Raw genomic sequence first — 16,977 nt, 5'->3', positions numbered from 1 at the left:
CGCTATTTACGTGAAAAGCCGAGACGCAAAAACCTCCAGTGTTGCAAGTGGTCATAGAACCGGTAAAGCCGCAGGCTAGGAAAACAGCGCCCTATATAAACCAGCGACCGCTCAGGTAAAGTAAGTAAGGTCATGCATCCAGTGAGCATACTTGCAGCTAGGGGAAGCCAAGGTTTTCCTGTCCGCAACGTTTGCAGCTCCTCTGGCCGAGGCCACTCCGATGGCACCCTCCACCCCATACGTTCTAGGAGCAGTGTTTGAGAAATATATTGCTTGGTCAGCGCATAGCGCAGGGTTTTGGGAAGTGTATGTTCAGGAGAAGCCCAGACCCGTTGCGCTACCAACGACTCAAGTTGTGGTCGCGGCAAGGGGGATATGTTGAGAAAAGCAAAGACGCGCTGCAAGATGTCAACAGGATCTTTACGAAGGTCTTCGTAAAAGAGTACGAGCAGCTGCTCTTTAGGAAAAAACTTAAGCCAACGGCGCAGCGCTTGAGCATACTTGGTTCGCAACCGATTACGCGCAAAGTAGACGTGCAGCGCTAGTCCTAATAGATCCCGTTGGCTAAGCTGGCGCTTATTCACCACAGAAAGTTCCATCCGGGCCTGACTCCAGGCCCGGGCTATAGGGTTACGCAGTATAACAATCAGTCGTGCATGCGGAAGCAGTTTGCGCACTTCGGCAATTTGGCGACGGCTCAAATGCAAATAATCGGGCGTCTTCTCGCCGATAAGCTGATCAGGGTGGGCTTGGCTAAAGGCTTGAAGGTAACGTTTAATAGGCTGAGGATAATTAAAAAAATGCGGCTCATGCTCAGGCATAAAAATACGCGGGTGCTGCCGCAGCACATGAGCCAGCCAAGTTGTGGCGCTTTTTTGCGCACCGATAATCAAAAAATCAGGTAATCGGTTCATAAGCGTGAGCCTGTAGCAACTGCTCGGGGGCGCTGGCTGCGTTCTCGGACCTGCCGCGCCAAGATCTCCTCCAGGTCATCTACGACGCGTCGCACGTCGAACCGTGCTTCTGCAGTCTGACGCGCACGTGTTGCCCAACCTACTGGGTCAGCCTCCACAGCTTGCAACGCTGCCCGCAGGGCATCCCGTAAGGCCTCGGGGGTATACTCCGCAAACCGAAAAGCAGCTGAACCGCAGTATTCGCCTGTGCCATTCGTTGGTCCCACGACAACAGGCTTACCACAGCAAAGCGCTTCAGCGACCGCTGAGCCGAAGTTTTCATCTTCGCTGGGCTGAACCACAACGTCCACTGCTTGCAAAAGCGCTGGAACCGCAGTCCGAGCGATGTGGCCACAATACGTCAAGTGCTCGGGATAAGGAAATTGCTCGATAAGGCGCTGGTACTGGGGGGCATACGTAAACCTTCCAATGATCTCCAGGTGCACGTCACGCCGCTCGCGCAGCAAAAGCGCAAAAGCTTCCAGCATAAGGTCCAACCGCTTGCGCGGATCGATGCGCCCTAACCAGAGCAAAGTCCTCCGACCAGGACGACGGGGCGGTACTTCGGGATTGGGACGGAAAAGCTGAAGGTCAAACGGATACGGTAGCGCAAACGCGCGTTCAGCCGGCACACCGAAAGCAACCAAGTGGTTTCGGCTCCACTCACTGCCGCAGATGACCGCTTGGCAGCGCGACAGCTCACGCCGAGCTGCACGCTGTTTATACTGATAAAAAGCCCAGAGTTTTAGGTAAAGCGACCAGCCGCACAGCGCCACAAGCTGGCGACGCAAGCGATGCAGGGCCTGCCATTCGGTTTGGGGCGGACCCTGAAGCCAAGCAACTACAGGCAAACCATCGATGGCAAACTGCGCACCAACTCCTAAAAACAGCAGCACGTCGTAAGGATGACGTTGATGCTGCGTCCTTAGCCGATGGGCAATGGCTGTTAGATGTTTCCGGTATATCCAATCTTCCACCACTTGCCTAGGAAGCCATTTAAGAGCCCAAGCCCACCTCTGGCGAAACTCTTGGAGGTTATCCAGCAAAATCCCTTCGTAACGAAACTGAGGCCAGCGGGTTAACCCTTCGGGTTGCCGCACAAAGTCTGCTTTAGCAAACAGGTCTACCTGATGCCCACGCCGCAGCAATTCCTCTAGAATCAAAAAATCTGCAGAAGCTACGCTGCCGGCGTGCTCTTCGACCAGACCATAACAGGCAATCCGCATCAGCCATTCACTTTAGATTCTGCAAACACCGTCTTTTCAAGCCCTAGCAAAGCTTGGATAAAGGCTGCAAAGCGTGGGCGCAACACATCGTAGCTGAAACGTTGTGCCTGTGCACGTGCCAACGCAGCCCGCGCCTGCACTTCTTCCCAGCTTAAAGTATCAAGCCAAGCGGCTACTTTCTGGTGAAATGCCCGATCGGCCGGGTGTCCTTCAGGCAATGCCCATCCAGCCGGATAGACGTAGTCATAAAAGCCTGGAATAGGACTCATCGCCACGGGTAATCCCGTCGCCAAATACTCGGGCAACTTGGTGGTAAGCCGGTAGCGTCCTAAGGCATCGAGCGTCTGTGTAATAAAGCCGATATCCATGACGTTGAGCAAATCCACCACCTCTGCTGCTGCAACGCGTCCGGTGAACACCACGCGGCGCTGCAGTGCTTCTGGTAGGCGTGCTTTCAGATAGGGCAATCCATCACCATCACCAACAATCAGTACCGTAACATCTACCCGACGAAGGTAGCGGAGCATTTCTACCAGCTCTAATCCGTAACAATAGCGCTGACGCGCCACCCATTTTAAGCTACCGACTACGCCACACACGAGATGGTCCGCAGGAATACCATAGCGTTGACGTAGGAACTGACGATGGGATTCCGGGTAGGGCCTAAACGTCTCTAAGTCAACGCCGCCCTCGATTGTAATAGCGCGCGGCGCTCCCAGTTTGAGGGCCACACCAGTCAGATAGGGTGTCCATCCAATAAATCCGGAACAGTAGCGATACAGCAGGCGCTCATATATGCTAAAGGCTGCCCCATAGAGCGGTCCCTCTGTAACATAAAAAAAGCCACCTATGGGATCGCCAGACGAGACCACATAGCGCTGGCCCCAAGCCCGTGCAGCCCAGATGAGGGGCAGTCCTGCCGCAATGCCGGTTCCTTCTAGGTAGACGAGATCTGGGCGCTCTTGGCGCAGCCGTTCCCAAACCGCCCAAAGGTTTTTCTGGCGCGACCGGTTGCGCTCTAGTCCCCACAGAGTGCAATCCACAGGCAACCCCTCCGTTAGGCGTTGGATGCGCTGAAAGTCCTGGCCTACTGGTCCAGCCGTGCTGATGCAGAGCATCTTTGGACGCGCCATGGTCACACCGCATAGAGGGCAGGCAGAGGAAATGTCTTCCCGGTCAAGCGCTCAAACAATGCCGCATACTGGTTGGCCATTTGGTCCCAGCTATGTTGCTCAGCTACGGCTCGCGCAGCTAACCCCATTTGTTGCCGTAGGTCTGGGTCGCGCGCAAGCGCCCCCATCGCCTGAGCCAGCGCTTCGTGATCTTCGGGGCTGTCGATAACAAAGCCTGCCTGGCCTACAAGGTTAGCCGTTCCCACCTGCCGAGAAACCACAACCGGCAATCCGCTGGCCATTGCCTCAAGCAACACCAGGGGGCATGAATCACGCCGAGAGGGCAGCACAAAAAAATCCACAGCCCGCATCAGCGAGGCGATATCCCGGCGAAAGCCAAGGAAGTGAACCCTATCGGCTACGCCCAGTTGCTCTGCCAGCGCAGGATAAGGACTCCCGGGCAGCTTTCCAGCCACGGCTACATGTAACCCAGGCACTTGCTGGAGCGCATGCAGCACGCCATCCAGGTTTTTGATGGGCGAGCGAATGTCGCCCACAAACAGGGCCAAGGGCACGCCTTCGGGCAATCCTAGCCGAGTACGGTCAGCCCGTCCGGGATGAAATTCCTCTAGGTCCACTCCGTTCACGATCACCTCAATACGCTCTGGAGGCACACCGATGGCCATCAACTCGTCGCGCACCATATCTGAGACGGCTACAATGCACTGGGCCTGCGCAAAGGTCTCAAGCTCCCAGGCCGCATTCAGCCGGGTGAACAGTCCCTGGTAGCGTGCCCGCCAGTCCCGATGCTGCTGGGCTGGATGGTAGGGGGAACGCATCCAAGTGCCGTGCACAAAATGCACAGCATTGATCGTGTGCGGGAAACGCATGACTACGCCACAACCCAAAATCACATCAAACATGTGATCCATGGTGGCAATCACCCGATCGACCTTTTGTCGGAAACGCCAAACCTTGTAGAGGTCGACGGCCTCGCCCAATAAACCTGTATGAAGGGGCACCCACGAAGCACCCATCTCGCGCAGCGTCAGGTCCAGCTTGTCGCAAAAAAGCGTGACCGTAGCGCCTCGCATCAAGCAATAGCGCGCTAGCTCATAGTTTACGCGCCCCTGCCCATCGCCAGGGAAGACGTTGTGCGTAATAATAGCTACATGCATCGCTGGTTATACTTCTACAAGCTTTACAGCCAAGGCCTTTTGCATTGCCTGCTGCGCACGAATTTTTTGTACCATCCACCGCCCAACCGTTTCCTCTGAAGCCACAGTTTGCCACCAGTGCTGCGCAGCCTTAGAGAGCTGCTGCATACAACCCGCATCGCGCAGCAAGTCAGGTATGCGTTCCCGAAGCTCCCACCAGTCGTCTACCTGAACAACCGGCAGATCTTGATAAAACCACCGCTTAGGCAGGCGCTCAGTAATTACGATGCACCCATACCGCAGTCCCTCAAATAACCGAAAGGTATCAGCCGATGTACCTCGGGGAGCCAAGCAAATTTTGCTATTCATCAGCATTTGCGAGTAGGCTTCGGTATCCAGTACCTCCCCATGGGTAGTTAGTCCGTATTCCAGGGCATTGAGCACAAAGCGGGTGTTGGTGTGCACCCATATACGCAGCTCCGGAAAGCGACGCTGCAAACTTTCCAAGACCCGAAGCATGCGCAGGCGAGAAACCCGTTTGGGGCTTGGCAGCCAGCGGTGGGGTGTCCAAAAGCGCCTAGGGAAACCCTGCTCCACACTACCTGCAAAAAATATATCAATCGGTCGCGTTTCGATAGGCTGCACGGGCAACGCTAGCTGGTTTCCATACCCTAAGGGTAAATCATAAACCGGGGGCATGGATCTGCCCTGAAGGCGAAGTTGCAGGTAACGAGTAGCATATCGTAACGCACCCGGCAACCAGTGGGCCAGCACACGCAGATGTCGCAATAGCAGAAGCGTATTTAAGTAAGAAGGCTTTCGGAGTGGCCTTGCGGCCAGTTGGGGATAAATGCCATAACACTTAAACGTCACCAACACACGATCCACATAGGCCGGGATCTGGCTCCACTCATCCCCCATCACAATGGGAACCACATGGTTTCCGTATTCAGGTAGCGCATCTAGCTTCCAGGTCACGTAAAACGTCAGTCCCTCATCTTTAAGCTCTTGTTCAACAACCTGCAACACGCGATGCAGATAGGAAGGCCGCTTCGGCGGCTTATCAAGATCCAGCGGCTCAGGCACCTCACGGTAACCCAAACAGCGAAAATAGCGATTCGGCCGACAGCCCATCAGGCATCCCTCTCAGTCCGATTTGACAAAGCCAATCGATCTACCGCACCGGCACAAAAAGCTACAAGCGGTCCTACGGCATAAGCCTCCCCCGCCAGTAGGTTCGCCATAGTTACGCCAAGCACGCCTAGCAAGGCCAGTGCGATTAAGCTACGGGTACGCATCCAGTATCGGAACGCGGTAAGCACCAATAAGACTATAACCACATGATAGACAATGCCTCCTGGTAATCCCAAGGCTACAAAACTATTACCCAGATGCGTCTCCGTATTATAGCTACGACCGCCAAACTTAACCGCGGCTTTGGTCACCGCGCCAATGCCTAAGCCCAATGGCTCCCGCAAAGGATAAAGGTACCCACCAAGCATCATGGTAAAGTGCTTTTCGGCTGAGCTGTATTCCTCATCGCCCCGACGGGCATGGATAAACTCTTGAGCCTGCCGATTCAAACGGGCTTGCACATGCGGATCCAGGTCAAGCTGCGAGGCCTGTGTCAAGCTCCACACCAATCCCGAAGCGGCCAGTACAGCAGCCAGTGCACCCCGTAGTACCCAAGTCGCTGTCGTACGGGCGAGCACTGCCCAAAGCCCCACCATCATTGCTAAGGAAAAAAACAAGGGACCTCGACTGCCGGTTAAGGCTATCGCGATCAGCAGCGGCGGTACCAGCAGACCTGCGCCCCGATTTCCCCGCAAAAAGGCTGCCCATGCTAGCACAGCACCAATACTGATAAACTTGCCGTATTCTGTATTCGAAGCAAACAGAGAAATCGGAGCGGGATTGTTTGGGTCGCCTAACCCAGCATACCAGTTCATCTCCAGCCAATGCTGCTGATGCGGCAGATAACCAAAAAATACCTGGTACGTCCCGTACGCTGCCGCCACCAGGGCTAGGGGCACCACCAGTCCGTAAAGCAGCGTACGTACCATGGCTAGCGTGGCATAGGTGCGCCCTACCCAGAACCAGCAGATTGGGACGATGAGAAACATGGCTCCCGCCAGGCCTACCATCAACCCGCCTTGCTTAGGATTGAAAATCTGCAGCACCATGATGGCCATGAGCACCAGGGTCCACTTCGCTAGCTTGGTATCGAAGCGGATTTCCCGATTGACCAACGCACCTGCCGTCACCACCAAAGCAAATACACTCCCCACCATCAAAAGCGGATCGGTGCCCGACCAGCCAAACACCGGAATTAAAAGCCGGCGCAAATCACCTAAGATTATCAGATAAGTAAATACCGCCAAAATGGCTGCCCGGACATTAACAGTGGCCATGGCCACAAACAATTCTAAAAACACCAGGGTCATAGCCAGTCGACCCCGTCCGGTCAGCAAAAGGTACAGCACAGCGCCTACCCCCAACACGCCTATCAAACCCACGCCTAGTGCCCTACGCCAGGGAAGAGTCCGCGCTACCGATCCCCCTATGGCCTGTGTCCATTCCATCTGTTTTGGACCTGTAGTTATACCCTGCTAAGCAGCCTTATGGCAGCTTACAAGATGCAGCACTTAGCGCTGCAATGCATCATCCAGAGCACCTTGAGGGTTCTCGCTTTATCTGCTATACCGTATGCGCTTTCGGCGCAATCCGCGGGATAAATGCATAGAGGACTTGCGCGAGCCGCTGTGCAAAAGCCTCTGGACCAAAATCACGCGCACGACGACGGGCGGCTTCCCCCACTTTTTGGGCAAACACTGGATCGTCCAAGTAGCGCAACACCTGACGGGCCAATGCTTCAGCATCCCCATAAGGGGCCAGCAAACCATCTATACCTTCAGTAAGGATCTCACGGGGTCCCCCTTCTGCCCCGGCCACAACAGGCTTGCCCAGCGCCATGGCTTCGACCACAACCAAGCCAAAGGGCTCCCGGTCTGAGGCGTGTACTACCACATCCATTGCCTGCATCCAAAGGGGAACGTTCGCCTGGAATCCTGCTAGCCAAACCCGATCTGACAAGCCAAGCTGGACAATCAAGGTGCGCAGCCAGGATTCGTAATCCGGCTCCAAATCATGGCGCCCACCGACAATCAAGGCCCGGGCTTCGGGGTGCTTTTCCAGGATACGTGGCATGGCCTGAACAAGCGTATGCATACCTTTCCAACGCTGCAGGCGCCCAACCATACCGATTAGGGGCCCCTTTTCAGGTAGCCCGAGCTGCCTTCGCGCTTCGGTTGGTGCAGGCAGCCGATCAGGATCAAACGCTGTCAGATCAGCCGCAGGATACACGACGGCTGTTTGCCGCACCGGACGCAGCTGCTGTTGCGCCTCAGCAGCTGCTTGCGAGCAGGCCAGCACGCCAACAGCCGGCACCCGTGTAATCCACCGGTCCATCCAAGAATCCAGCGTCGGTATGCCATGCTGAAACCATAGCGCTGGAATCCCAGCCAGTCGGGCGGCTATACCTCCGTAGAGATGGGCCTTGCTCATCCAACTCAACACCAAGGTAATTCCTTCCTGCCGAAACATCCGGGCAAGCGCTCTGACCGTTTGCCAATACCGAACGGGCTGCCGCAACCGTCCGGCCCAGAGTACCTGTACCGGATATCCCTGCGCCCGAGCTTCTTCTACAAGGGACCCCTCTTCAAAAAACACAAGGGGCCACCTATCCGGAGTTCCTGGGGCATGCCGAAGAAATAGCCGCAATAGCTGCTCAGCACCCCCGCGCTGCTCAGCCAACGGCATGAGAATCGCGACCTTCATGAAGCCACCTGATGAGCAAGCCGTGCAGCTACGCTCAGAGTTTTGAGCACGCGACGGGCTAAACGAGGCCAGTCCAGATGCGTAGCGTAAAACGCGCGGGCTTCTTTGCCCAATGCCTCGCGTAAGGCCGGCTGCTGCGCTAGCTCGAGCACTGCCCGAGCAAAGGTGGCACGATCACCCACCGGTGTCAGCCAAAGGGCCTTGCCATGCACAGCGCGCAGCATAGGGTCGGTCAAGGGCCCATCGGTGCTCACTACGGTCAGCCCATGCTGCAATCCAGCAATCAGCGAACTGCGCCGCGTTGAAGCCCCATCGATAAACGGCGCCAGTAACAGGTCCATTGCAGACAAATGGCAGGAAACGTCCTCCTCTGGCAAAGCACCGGCATCACGTAGCAATACCCCTTGCATCCGCTCCTGAAGCATTGCCCCGTGCGGACCTACGTAGAGCAGCTCCACAGGCACGGGTAGCGTTTTGAGCTGCTGCAACGCGGCTGCAACGTAGTCAATCAGTCGGGCAACGTGCAGCGTGCCAAACAGGCCAACCACAAACACTTCCGGAGCAATGCCTAACCTTTTGCGGGCTTCCTCACGGCTAAAGCCGACATGAGAGATATTCGACCCTACCGGCCAGTGTACCACATAGGCCTTGGGAAACCAAAAGCGATAAGCCTCTACCCAGGGTTGAATCGAAAAAGCAACGACGTCGGCCAGTCTTCCTAGTGCCCAAAATTGAGGGAGCTGCCAAACACGAAAAATGCGATTCTTCCAGTTTGTAGGCGGCACAAAGTCTTCGTGAAACATCACGGCTAAGCGTAGCGCAGGGCACTGCCGCTGCAATATCCGAAGCACCCTCGGCAGAAAAGGATTAAGCCCCCAGCGCCCATAGCTAAACTGGTTAAACTGCACCACAAGCCAATCGGGAGGTTCGCTCACCACGGTCTTTACGAGCTCCCTGATGCCCCGTCGAGGCGGATAGGCAAAAGCCCGAACCACCTCTACCCCAGGGATAGGTATCCACTCCGGCTGTGCGGTCAACACGCGAACTGTTACACCTTCAGCTGCCAGCGCAGCAGCCAAACGTGCTGTATGATCGCCGATACCATCTAAACGAGGAGGAAGTACCGGAAAAAGCAAATCGACACGCATAGGACTATGCCCAGACGCGCTCAACACTGAGTAACAGCTGCCAAAACCGTTCCCGTTGGTCCGAAAGGAGGAACCGCTCACGGGCTAAGCGAAGTGCGCCTTCGACAAGGCGCGCACGTTCTTGTAGTGCTTGCTCAATAGCCTGCTCAAGGCGTGCTGCCTCCAAGCTGTGCACCTGAACCGCCGCTTCGTAACGCGAAAGCAACCGCGCCACTGCCGCATCGGCCGGCCCATGATACAGGATAGGCAAGCCGCTTCCCAAATACGTCACCAGTTTGGTCGATAGGCTATAGCGTGTAAACGGCGCATACTGCTCGCCAAAGGGCAACGGTAGATAGAGCAAATCCACACGATCCAAATCGCGAGCCACTTCAGCCTCCGGCGCATAAGGCAACTCCTGGGTTTGGACGCGCCGCGGATAGGCAGGCAAACGACTACCCCGCGTAACCAATGCAATCTGCCAACCGGGCCGGCGTGCCTGCAACTGGTCGAGGGCTTTAGCTAACACCCGAAAATTAGCATGATAAGAGAGATGCAAAGCACCCATAAAGTAAACCACAGCCCGATTTTCTGGGTGCGGCCGTGGACCTTCAGGTAGCGCGTCGGGCAGCCCGTCGGTAATGACCTCATAAGGCAGACGCCCAAACCATTGACTATAGGCTTCGCCCATGGCCTCTGAGATCACAATACGGGCTGTAGCACGCTGCCAAACGTAGGAGAGCCGTTCCATCAAAAAATGGAGCTTGGGGTGCCCCGCTAGGTTATAACGCAGGTCATCATGCACGTTCAGCACATAAGGTAAGCCATGCCGCTCAGCGATCTGATACGCATACCAGAAATCTGCACCATGGGGAATGGCATGAATTGCCGTTGCTCCGGCCTCTAAAATGACGCGCTCTAAGGCTTGCTCGAAGACCGCGCGACGCCACTCGGCCACCCAATGCAAATAGCGCGCAAATCGGGTGGCTTCAAGACGTCTAAAGAAAGGGCGCGGGGGCACATGCACCTCTTGCCCAAAAGGTGGCGGCGCCGGTGGCCGCACACTGGTGCAAATGCTCAAAAACGGTACCGGCGCCTTTTCAAGTAAAGCCCGCAGAATGCGCCCCCCACCACTGCTATCCCGTAACCCAAACGGTTGTACAAAGACAATCAGGCTACCTTGCGGTGCATTTTTTCGCGCGCGATCCATCCGCGATAGATTTCCTCAAAAATTTCTGGGAGGGTCTTGGTAATATCCCACTCGGGATAGTGCGTCTTCATCTTCGTTAGGTCTGAAATATAGCAAATATGGTCTCCCTCACGTGGTTTGTCGACGTAGTCGTAGATCATTTTTCGCCCTGAGATAGCCTCGATCATTTCAAAAGCCTCCAGAATCGAACAGCTATTTCCTCGCCCTCCACCCAAGTTGTATACTTCTGCCACCCGGGGTGCTTCAATAAAACACTCGATAAAACGAGCGACGTCGTAGGAATGGATGTTGTCCCGCACCTGCTTGCCCTTGTAGCCATAGATCGTGTACTTACGACCGGTCACGTTACACTTGATCAGGAAGCTTAAAAAGCCATGGAGCTCTACCCCCGAGTGGTTCGGACCGGTCAGGCAGCCGCCCCGCAAGCAGCAGGTCTTTAGGCCAAAGTAGCGCCCATACTCCTGGACCATAATGTCGGCCGCCACCTTTGATGCCCCAAAAATCGAATGTTTCGACTGGTCAATCCGGAAAGTCTCAGGAATGCCATTATAGTAGGCTGGATCGGCATAGTCCCAGCGTTTTTCCAGCTCCACAAGGGGCAGTTCGTTTGGCGCGTCGCCGTAGACCTTGTTGGTCGATAGGTGCACAAAGACCGCCTCAGGCGCGTAGCGCCGCGTGGCCTCCAGCAGGTTAAGTGTACCTACAGCGTTTACATCAAAATCCTCAAAGGGAATCTGCGCAGCTTTGTCGTGCGAAGGTTGGGCAGCCGTGTGCACGATGGCGTCGGGCCGCAGCGTCTCGAGGAGCTCAAGCACACCCTGGCGATCTCGAATGTCCAGTTCGTGATGGGTAAAGCGCGGGAGTGTCGCCTCAAGCCGTCGCTGGTTCCAGCGCGTGTCTCCCTCCGGCCCAAAAAAGAAAGCCCTCAGGTTGTTGTCTACCCCATGCACCTCCCAACCTCGATGTGCAAAATACGTGGCCACCTCTGAACCAATGAGGCCAGATGAACCTGTAACAAGCAGCTTACGCATAGCTTTCATGACGTAAAGGTTAGGGGAATCCGTTGCCGCATACGCTCGGCAAAAAACCGACAGGCATAACGATACAGCACCATATCCAGGTCGTTTAGCCTGGCCAACTCCTGATAAAGCGCAAAAGGCACTTCTTCAAGCTTCGGCCGCGCCCGCGTTTGCTTAAGTCGCACATCCTGGGGCAGCATGCGCCATCCTAGCGTGTGCGCAAAAAGCTGCAAGGAATCTTCAAAGCGCTCTTGCAGCCCAAAGCAGGCAAAACGATGACGCAGATTAAAGCAAGCCTGGCGAAGTGCCCGCTGCCCAAAAGCAGGATGCGCTAGGTAAGCTTGCAGCTTATGCCAGAAAATGCCGGCAAGCATCATGGTCATCTCGTTACGAAATTGCGGCTGCCGATAAAAGGTCACTAAATCCATTAACGTAGCTGCCTCATAGCGATCATGCCGGCAAAGACGCGGGTCACACTGCCGAATGAAATAGTAATGCGAAATAGCCCGATCAACCGGATGCCGCAAAAATGTCAGGTAGACTACTGGGCGTCGCGTTAGCCAATGCAGCCCATAAGCCACATGGCCATGGGCAAAACGGTGTGAAGGCTTAAGCGCTTTTCGAAAAGTGCGTATGCGCACTCCCGAGCAAATTTCCTCGGGTGCAAAATTGGAATAAACCGCACGCTGCAGAAAGGACGTACCGGCCGTTTTTTGCACATGGACAAAAAAGTATAACACATCTTTGCGGCCTAACGCCGACAGCGACATCTGGCCATATGTCGACCCAAAGGCTACCATCCCAGCAGTTGAAGAAGTTTTTGCACTGCTCGAATGTGCAGCCTATGACTCTTCCCCTGCGTTGCCTTTAGCCAAGCGTGCACTGCTTTCTCCAAAGGGGTACGGGGATCGCGAAGCTGGCCATTAAGGGAAAACCCTCTCTGCGCAGCCAGAGCCGCCCAGTCCTGATCCCAGATGTTTAGTTTCCGAAAACGCTCTGGACCGTATTGCACCAGCCACTGCAAGACCTCATCATCCCAGTAATAAGCGTTTTGCCGCTGAACTGACCGCATGTCGATGCCTAGGGCTTCGTAGCCTGCCAGCCACTCTGGCCGCACTGGCCCAGCTTGCCGGATGGCTGCCTCCATGTGATGATACTGGCGGAAAAGGGTCACCGGACGCTTTTTGGGATCGTTTAGCCGTTCCCAAACTTGATACCAGCGCTGCTTGCTGCGCATACGCTCCCAATCGGCATACTGGTAATGCAATACCTTGATTTCCTTAAAATGCAACGCTGAGGCATGCGCAGGTACTGGAACCCGTGGGCCATGAATTGGCCGTCCTTCATGTGGCGAACCGTCATCGACAAAGCCAAAGGGTTTGTAGGACGGGTCAACCCAAGCACAAGATACCTCTGGACCAATGTTCACCCATTGAAAGTAAAGCACGGTAGCCGGCGGCGCAGTGAGCAGACGTTGCCACTCTTCGCTTTCCATCCAATTGGCCGAAAACATCTCGTCTGCATCCAAAGCAATAAGAATGCGCCGACCGCTCGCTGGCAAGCGGCGCGCAGTTTCAATCAATAGCTGCTGCCGCGCGCCTTCGTCATAAGCAGGATATGGGTTGTCGACCCAAACCACCTTCTCGAATCGCCGGGCGATCTCGCGGGAGTTGTCGGTGGATTGCTGATCAGCGATCACAATGTAATCCGCCCAGGTTGAAGCGCACTGGAGAAAGCGCTCCAAGATCCAGGCTTCATTACGCACCGGCGTCAGGCAAATCAGCGTCGCCGCTTTTTTTATTTTCCGCTTCATCAAATCCAGCACTTTCCACGCCCAAAGCTACCCTCTCCTAGTAAGGGCTACCCTACCCGCGCTAGCAAGCCTTCGTGCTGCAACAGCCGCGTCAATCCTTCCCGCAACGTTATGGTGGGAAGCATCCCGGTCAACTTGTGTAAGCGCGTTGTATCGGCTTGCTGATGGAGCTTATCTACCGGACGCACTCGGGCAGGATCAATCCGGACTTCGATCTCTTGCCCCATCAGCTCTGCAAGCGTCTGAACGATCTCTTCCGCCGAGTATTCCTGTCCAGTACCCACATTGACCACCTCGTAGCCTTCGGTTACCCGCTCCCCTAACGCAATCAGCAGCCGTGCTACGTCTTCGACATAAATGTAGTCGCGCTTGGTGTGGATATTACCCAGTTCAACCACTGGTCCTCGTTGGAGCGCTGCGATGATGTGTGGAATCAGATGGGGATTGGTTTCAAAAGGCCCGTAGGTGTTGAACAAGCGCGCAGCTATACAGGCCATGCGGGTTGTACGCGCAAATTGCTCAGCTACCTGCTCGGCAAGCAACTTGCTGAGTCCGTAAACATCAACCGGTGCCGGCGAGAGGGTCTCAGGGATCAGGCCGGCCACGCTGGGATAAATCGCTCCGCTAGAAGCCACAACAGCTGTGCGCACCCCATTTTGCGCAGCCGCTTCGAGCACATTGTACGTACCTTCAACATTGACGCGCAGCGTCTCTTGCGGATGCGCGTTACAGTAGGGAATAAAGTGGAGCGCAGCCAGATGAAAAACGATCTCTGGACGCACCTCAGCCATTACAGCACCCAGCGTAGGTGCGTCCAGAATATCGGCCTTGTAGAAATCGACCCGGTTCGCAAATTCGATCAGGTGGTCCAGTGAACCTGCTTGCAGGTTGTCGTAGACGGCCACACGATACCCTTTGCGCAAACCGTACGCCACCACCCAGCGCCCAATAAAGCCTGCCCCACCCGTGATCAGTATCTTCTTCATAAAACCCCGCAGTCAGTCTAAACTAACAGTGCTCAAGAAAAAGTTTAGCCATCTCCCATGGTTGTGGCGCACGCTCTTTTTCAGCAACGCATGGGGTGTTTTGGCGCATTTATCAGGTATCTTTTTGCGCAATGCTGCCTTGTGTTTTGGGATACCTGCCAACCCAGGCTAGGTCAGCCCGCCGAGCTATCTCCAATAGCCCCCGCAAAAACGACCCACGCTTGCTGGAATAGGCGGTGGCGTTCCTCGTCTGTTGGTTTAGCGCGTGATCTGCGGGCTTGCAAACCGGACAAGCAATTCGCTATAAATCTGCTCTAGCGTGTCCACCAGTGCCTCACGGGTATACCGCTGCTGTACCAATCGGCGACCGTTTTCCCCCAAGTGCCGAGCCCAATCCGGGGCTTGCAACAATTGCAATAATCCTTTTGCGATGGCCTCTGGCTGCTGTGCTACCACGATCCCCGCTTGGTTGCCTTCAATCAACTCCCACAAACCCGGGGCTGGCCCTCCAACCACTGGCTTGCCGTAGCTCCAGGCTTCGAGGTACACCGCGGGTAAGATTTCATGCCGTGAAGGCATGCAAAACACATCACAGGCAGCGTAGGCATCGGCCTTTTCTTGATCGCTCACGCGGCCTAGATAGTGCAGCCGGGCATCAGCGCCTGTAAAAATACGCCGTTCGTCTTCTGAGGCAGGCCCAATAAAGACAAAGTGCACGTCTGGCCTGGTCTCCCATACCAGCGATGCTGCCTGCACCAGCGCAGGCGCCCCCTTGTAGTCGTTCATGCGGCCCACAAACAACACAAGCGGCGCTTTGCCTAGTCCATGCCGCGCCCGGAAACCGGCACCATCGGCTTGTTCGGGCAACAGAGGTACTACTCCGTAGAGATGCACCTTTTCAGCCGGCACGCGTAAGCGCTCGATGAGCACCTTACGATCGGTTTCCAGCAGGGCCAACACGGCATCGGCCAATTGCCAATGTCGGGCATCATCGGGACCATCGCCGTATTGCCCCGGATGGACGTAAGGCGTCACGATAAACGGACGCCCTAGCGCCCGAGCCACCTCCTGCGCCGTCCAACCCAAGTAGTTGCCTGCCACCGAGTGCACCACATCGGCCCAGGCAATAAAGGGACGCAGCTTCGGAGCAAAAACGCTCCGAAAAAATGGATAGCCTAAGCGACGTAAAATGTGGTATTGGCGCGCCAAAAACGGCATCGCCCGCACAGCTATCGGTAGCATGCGCAACCGGTCCCAAAGGCTCGGCGCAAGCACATGGACAGGTGTGCCTTCATCATTGTAAGAGGCTCCATCGGGCAGGAGCAAGCTGTCGCCGAGCACCCGCAACCGCACCGGCAGCCGAGCTTCTCGCAACGTAGTGGCCACCACTTTCAAGTCATGACCTCGCCGGGCCAGCTCGCGCACCACCAGTCGCGTTTGCGTTTCTACCCCGCCGACACAAGGGTGATACCGCTGCGCAACAAAAAGAATACGCATGGTCTTTCAAAACCCCACAAGTGCTATCTAAGACAGAGGCCTGAGCATCCCCCTTAGCTGTTTGACTACGCTAACCACTTGTCCTAGGCACGCGACCTGCCTGCCTCCCCTTCAAACCCAAGTATTGGGTCTTTTGGCTCTAGCCCCCAGTTATGATCGGACTCATATCCTAGGCGCACCACCAGGTCGCCAAACTTTTCCTTAAAGGCAGCCACATGCACTTCAGTAAAGTGATTGCGCCAGTCCCCAGGCTGGCCTTTTCGGTAATGGCTCTTCGGATCCTCTTGCCCTTTAGGCCGACGACCGGCCTTTTTCTCGAATCGATGGTCGTAAACCCGTCCCAGCAATACCTCCCCAGTGACCTGCATCGGCCGCCGAAGCCAACCAAGCATAGGATGCCGGAAACTCAGCCGGTTCAACATGCGCTGCACAAACCGGCTAATCCGCCGGCGGGCCAGATAGTCGCCCTCCCAGTCCATGAGTCCTAGAAACTCGAAGATCTGCAAGAATCCGTCGTAGGGGCGGGCAATCAGATCTTCCATTCTCAGTTCCAGAATGTTCTCCTGCCCATAGGGCCACTCTGCTAAGTCTCGAATTTCCTGGGCCGAAAAGTCCATCTCTAGCAGCAACCCTTCTTCCTTGGAGACCGCTTGCAGCCGCTGCCGGTGTTCGGCTAAATGGGGCAGCCCTTCCGTTGGGTGACTGTTGCGGTGTGAAAAATAGGCCGAGACGATAATATCCCTAGGATCTCGAATCACATGGAATCCGCGAAACGGGACTTCTCCCAAACCGTCGACATGCCTCCGATCGGCCGTAATACAAAAGGCAAAATCTACTTTAGCCTTGCTCAGGTACTCCCCCAACGCTTCTCGGGAAATATCCTGCCGACGGTAGTCCGTCAACGGGCCATGCGCATAGGGCGTTAGGGGATCTACCAGCAGCCGGGTGCGCAACCCAGCCTCACGACACACCTGTGCGAGGATTTCATGAATCCACGTCGAAGCACACTTATGATGGCCAAAATAAACGTAGAGCATCTT

15 protein-coding genes are annotated in these 16,977 nt (G+C 55.6%); all 15 read right to left on the bottom strand.

What is annotated here, in order from left to right:
• Positions 1–2 precede the first annotated feature (2 nt).
• On the bottom strand, positions 3–914 hold the full coding sequence (locus tag J8E65_RS05095; RefSeq protein WP_210374329.1) for a sulfotransferase family protein: 912 nt from the start codon (positions 912–914) through the stop codon (positions 3–5).
• Positions 911–2,179: a glycosyltransferase family 4 protein gene (locus J8E65_RS05090; RefSeq protein WP_210374327.1), complete on the bottom strand. Its 1,269-nt coding sequence runs from the start codon at positions 2,177–2,179 to the stop codon at positions 911–913. Before J8E65_RS05090 ends, J8E65_RS05095 begins: the two co-directional genes overlap by 4 nt.
• Positions 2,179–3,312 carry a glycosyltransferase gene (locus J8E65_RS05085; protein ID WP_237181676.1) on the bottom strand — a complete coding sequence of 378 codons (1,134 nt, stop codon included), beginning with the start codon at positions 3,310–3,312 and terminating at the stop codon, positions 2,179–2,181. Before J8E65_RS05085 ends, J8E65_RS05090 begins: the two co-directional genes overlap by 1 nt.
• Before the next feature lie 2 nt (positions 3,313–3,314).
• Entirely contained in the window at positions 3,315–4,469 is a 1,155-nt protein-coding gene (locus tag J8E65_RS05080; RefSeq protein ID WP_210374325.1) for a glycosyltransferase family 4 protein, read from the bottom strand.
• 6 nt (positions 4,470–4,475) lie between these two features.
• Positions 4,476–5,582, bottom strand: coding sequence for a hypothetical protein (locus J8E65_RS05075; RefSeq protein ID WP_210374324.1), 1,107 nt, complete (start codon positions 5,580–5,582; stop codon positions 4,476–4,478).
• Entirely contained in the window at positions 5,582–7,030 is a 1,449-nt protein-coding gene (locus tag J8E65_RS05070; protein WP_210374322.1) for a hypothetical protein, read from the bottom strand. Before J8E65_RS05070 ends, J8E65_RS05075 begins: the two co-directional genes overlap by 1 nt.
• 115 nt (positions 7,031–7,145) lie before the next feature.
• On the bottom strand, positions 7,146–8,285 hold the full coding sequence (locus J8E65_RS05065) for a glycosyltransferase family 4 protein (protein WP_210374320.1): 1,140 nt from the start codon (positions 8,283–8,285) through the stop codon (positions 7,146–7,148).
• A complete protein-coding gene (locus J8E65_RS05060; RefSeq protein ID WP_210374319.1) occupies positions 8,282–9,433 on the bottom strand; it encodes a glycosyltransferase family 4 protein in 1,152 nt (383 codons plus the stop codon). Before J8E65_RS05060 ends, J8E65_RS05065 begins: the two co-directional genes overlap by 4 nt.
• A gap of 4 nt (positions 9,434–9,437) precedes the next feature.
• A complete protein-coding gene (locus J8E65_RS05055) occupies positions 9,438–10,622 on the bottom strand; it encodes a glycosyltransferase (RefSeq protein ID WP_210374317.1) in 1,185 nt (394 codons plus the stop codon).
• Entirely contained in the window at positions 10,583–11,653 is a 1,071-nt protein-coding gene (locus J8E65_RS05050; protein ID WP_237181675.1) for an NAD-dependent epimerase/dehydratase family protein, read from the bottom strand. Before J8E65_RS05050 ends, J8E65_RS05055 begins: the two co-directional genes overlap by 40 nt.
• 5 nt (positions 11,654–11,658) lie before the next feature.
• On the bottom strand, positions 11,659–12,411 hold the full coding sequence (locus J8E65_RS05045) for a sulfotransferase family 2 domain-containing protein (protein ID WP_210374313.1): 753 nt from the start codon (positions 12,409–12,411) through the stop codon (positions 11,659–11,661).
• 23 nt (positions 12,412–12,434) lie between these two features.
• Positions 12,435–13,454, bottom strand: coding sequence for a glycosyltransferase family 2 protein (locus J8E65_RS05040; protein WP_210374311.1), 1,020 nt, complete (start codon positions 13,452–13,454; stop codon positions 12,435–12,437).
• Positions 13,455–13,501: 47 nt separating this feature from the next.
• Complete coding sequence (locus J8E65_RS05035; RefSeq protein WP_210374309.1) at positions 13,502–14,440, bottom strand: NAD-dependent epimerase/dehydratase family protein; 939 nt, start codon at positions 14,438–14,440, stop codon at positions 13,502–13,504.
• Between the two features lie 258 nt (positions 14,441–14,698).
• Complete coding sequence (locus J8E65_RS05030) at positions 14,699–15,937, bottom strand: glycosyltransferase family 4 protein (protein WP_210374308.1); 1,239 nt, start codon at positions 15,935–15,937, stop codon at positions 14,699–14,701.
• A gap of 83 nt (positions 15,938–16,020) precedes the next feature.
• Positions 16,021–16,974 carry a sulfotransferase domain-containing protein gene (locus J8E65_RS05025; RefSeq protein WP_210374306.1) on the bottom strand — a complete coding sequence of 318 codons (954 nt, stop codon included), beginning with the start codon at positions 16,972–16,974 and terminating at the stop codon, positions 16,021–16,023.
• Between the last annotated feature and the right edge of the window lie 3 nt (positions 16,975–16,977).

The organism is Rhodothermus bifroesti (assembly GCF_017908595.1).
GTDB classification, from domain to species: domain Bacteria; phylum Bacteroidota; class Rhodothermia; order Rhodothermales; family Rhodothermaceae; genus Rhodothermus; species Rhodothermus bifroesti.
This window is presented reverse-complemented; position numbering and strand designations above follow the sequence as displayed.

Coding starts and splice junctions, on each gene's coding strand:
- J8E65_RS05070 (WP_210374322.1), bottom strand. CDS start 7,030: ATGGAATGGACACAGGCCATAGGGGGATCGGTAGCGCGGACTCTTCCC.
- J8E65_RS05050 (WP_237181675.1), bottom strand. CDS start 11,653: ATGCGTAAGCTGCTTGTTACAGGTTCATCTGGCCTCATTGGTTCAGAG.
- J8E65_RS05090 (WP_210374327.1), bottom strand. CDS start 2,179: ATGCGGATTGCCTGTTATGGTCTGGTCGAAGAGCACGCCGGCAGCGTA.
- J8E65_RS05085 (WP_237181676.1), bottom strand. CDS start 3,312: ATGGCGCGTCCAAAGATGCTCTGCATCAGCACGGCTGGACCAGTAGGC.
- J8E65_RS05065 (WP_210374320.1), bottom strand. CDS start 8,285: ATGAAGGTCGCGATTCTCATGCCGTTGGCTGAGCAGCGCGGGGGTGCT.
- J8E65_RS05040 (WP_210374311.1), bottom strand. CDS start 13,454: ATGAAGCGGAAAATAAAAAAAGCGGCGACGCTGATTTGCCTGACGCCG.
- J8E65_RS05035 (WP_210374309.1), bottom strand. CDS start 14,440: ATGAAGAAGATACTGATCACGGGTGGGGCAGGCTTTATTGGGCGCTGG.
- J8E65_RS05055 (WP_210374317.1), bottom strand. CDS start 10,622: ATGGATCGCGCGCGAAAAAATGCACCGCAAGGTAGCCTGATTGTCTTT.
- J8E65_RS05095 (WP_210374329.1), bottom strand. CDS start 914: ATGAACCGATTACCTGATTTTTTGATTATCGGTGCGCAAAAAAGCGCC.
- J8E65_RS05060 (WP_210374319.1), bottom strand. CDS start 9,433: ATGCGTGTCGATTTGCTTTTTCCGGTACTTCCTCCTCGTTTAGATGGT.
- J8E65_RS05075 (WP_210374324.1), bottom strand. CDS start 5,582: ATGGGCTGTCGGCCGAATCGCTATTTTCGCTGTTTGGGTTACCGTGAG.
- J8E65_RS05045 (WP_210374313.1), bottom strand. CDS start 12,411: ATGTCGCTGTCGGCGTTAGGCCGCAAAGATGTGTTATACTTTTTTGTC.
- J8E65_RS05030 (WP_210374308.1), bottom strand. CDS start 15,937: ATGCGTATTCTTTTTGTTGCGCAGCGGTATCACCCTTGTGTCGGCGGG.
- J8E65_RS05080 (WP_210374325.1), bottom strand. CDS start 4,469: ATGCATGTAGCTATTATTACGCACAACGTCTTCCCTGGCGATGGGCAG.
- J8E65_RS05025 (WP_210374306.1), bottom strand. CDS start 16,974: ATGCTCTACGTTTATTTTGGCCATCATAAGTGTGCTTCGACGTGGATT.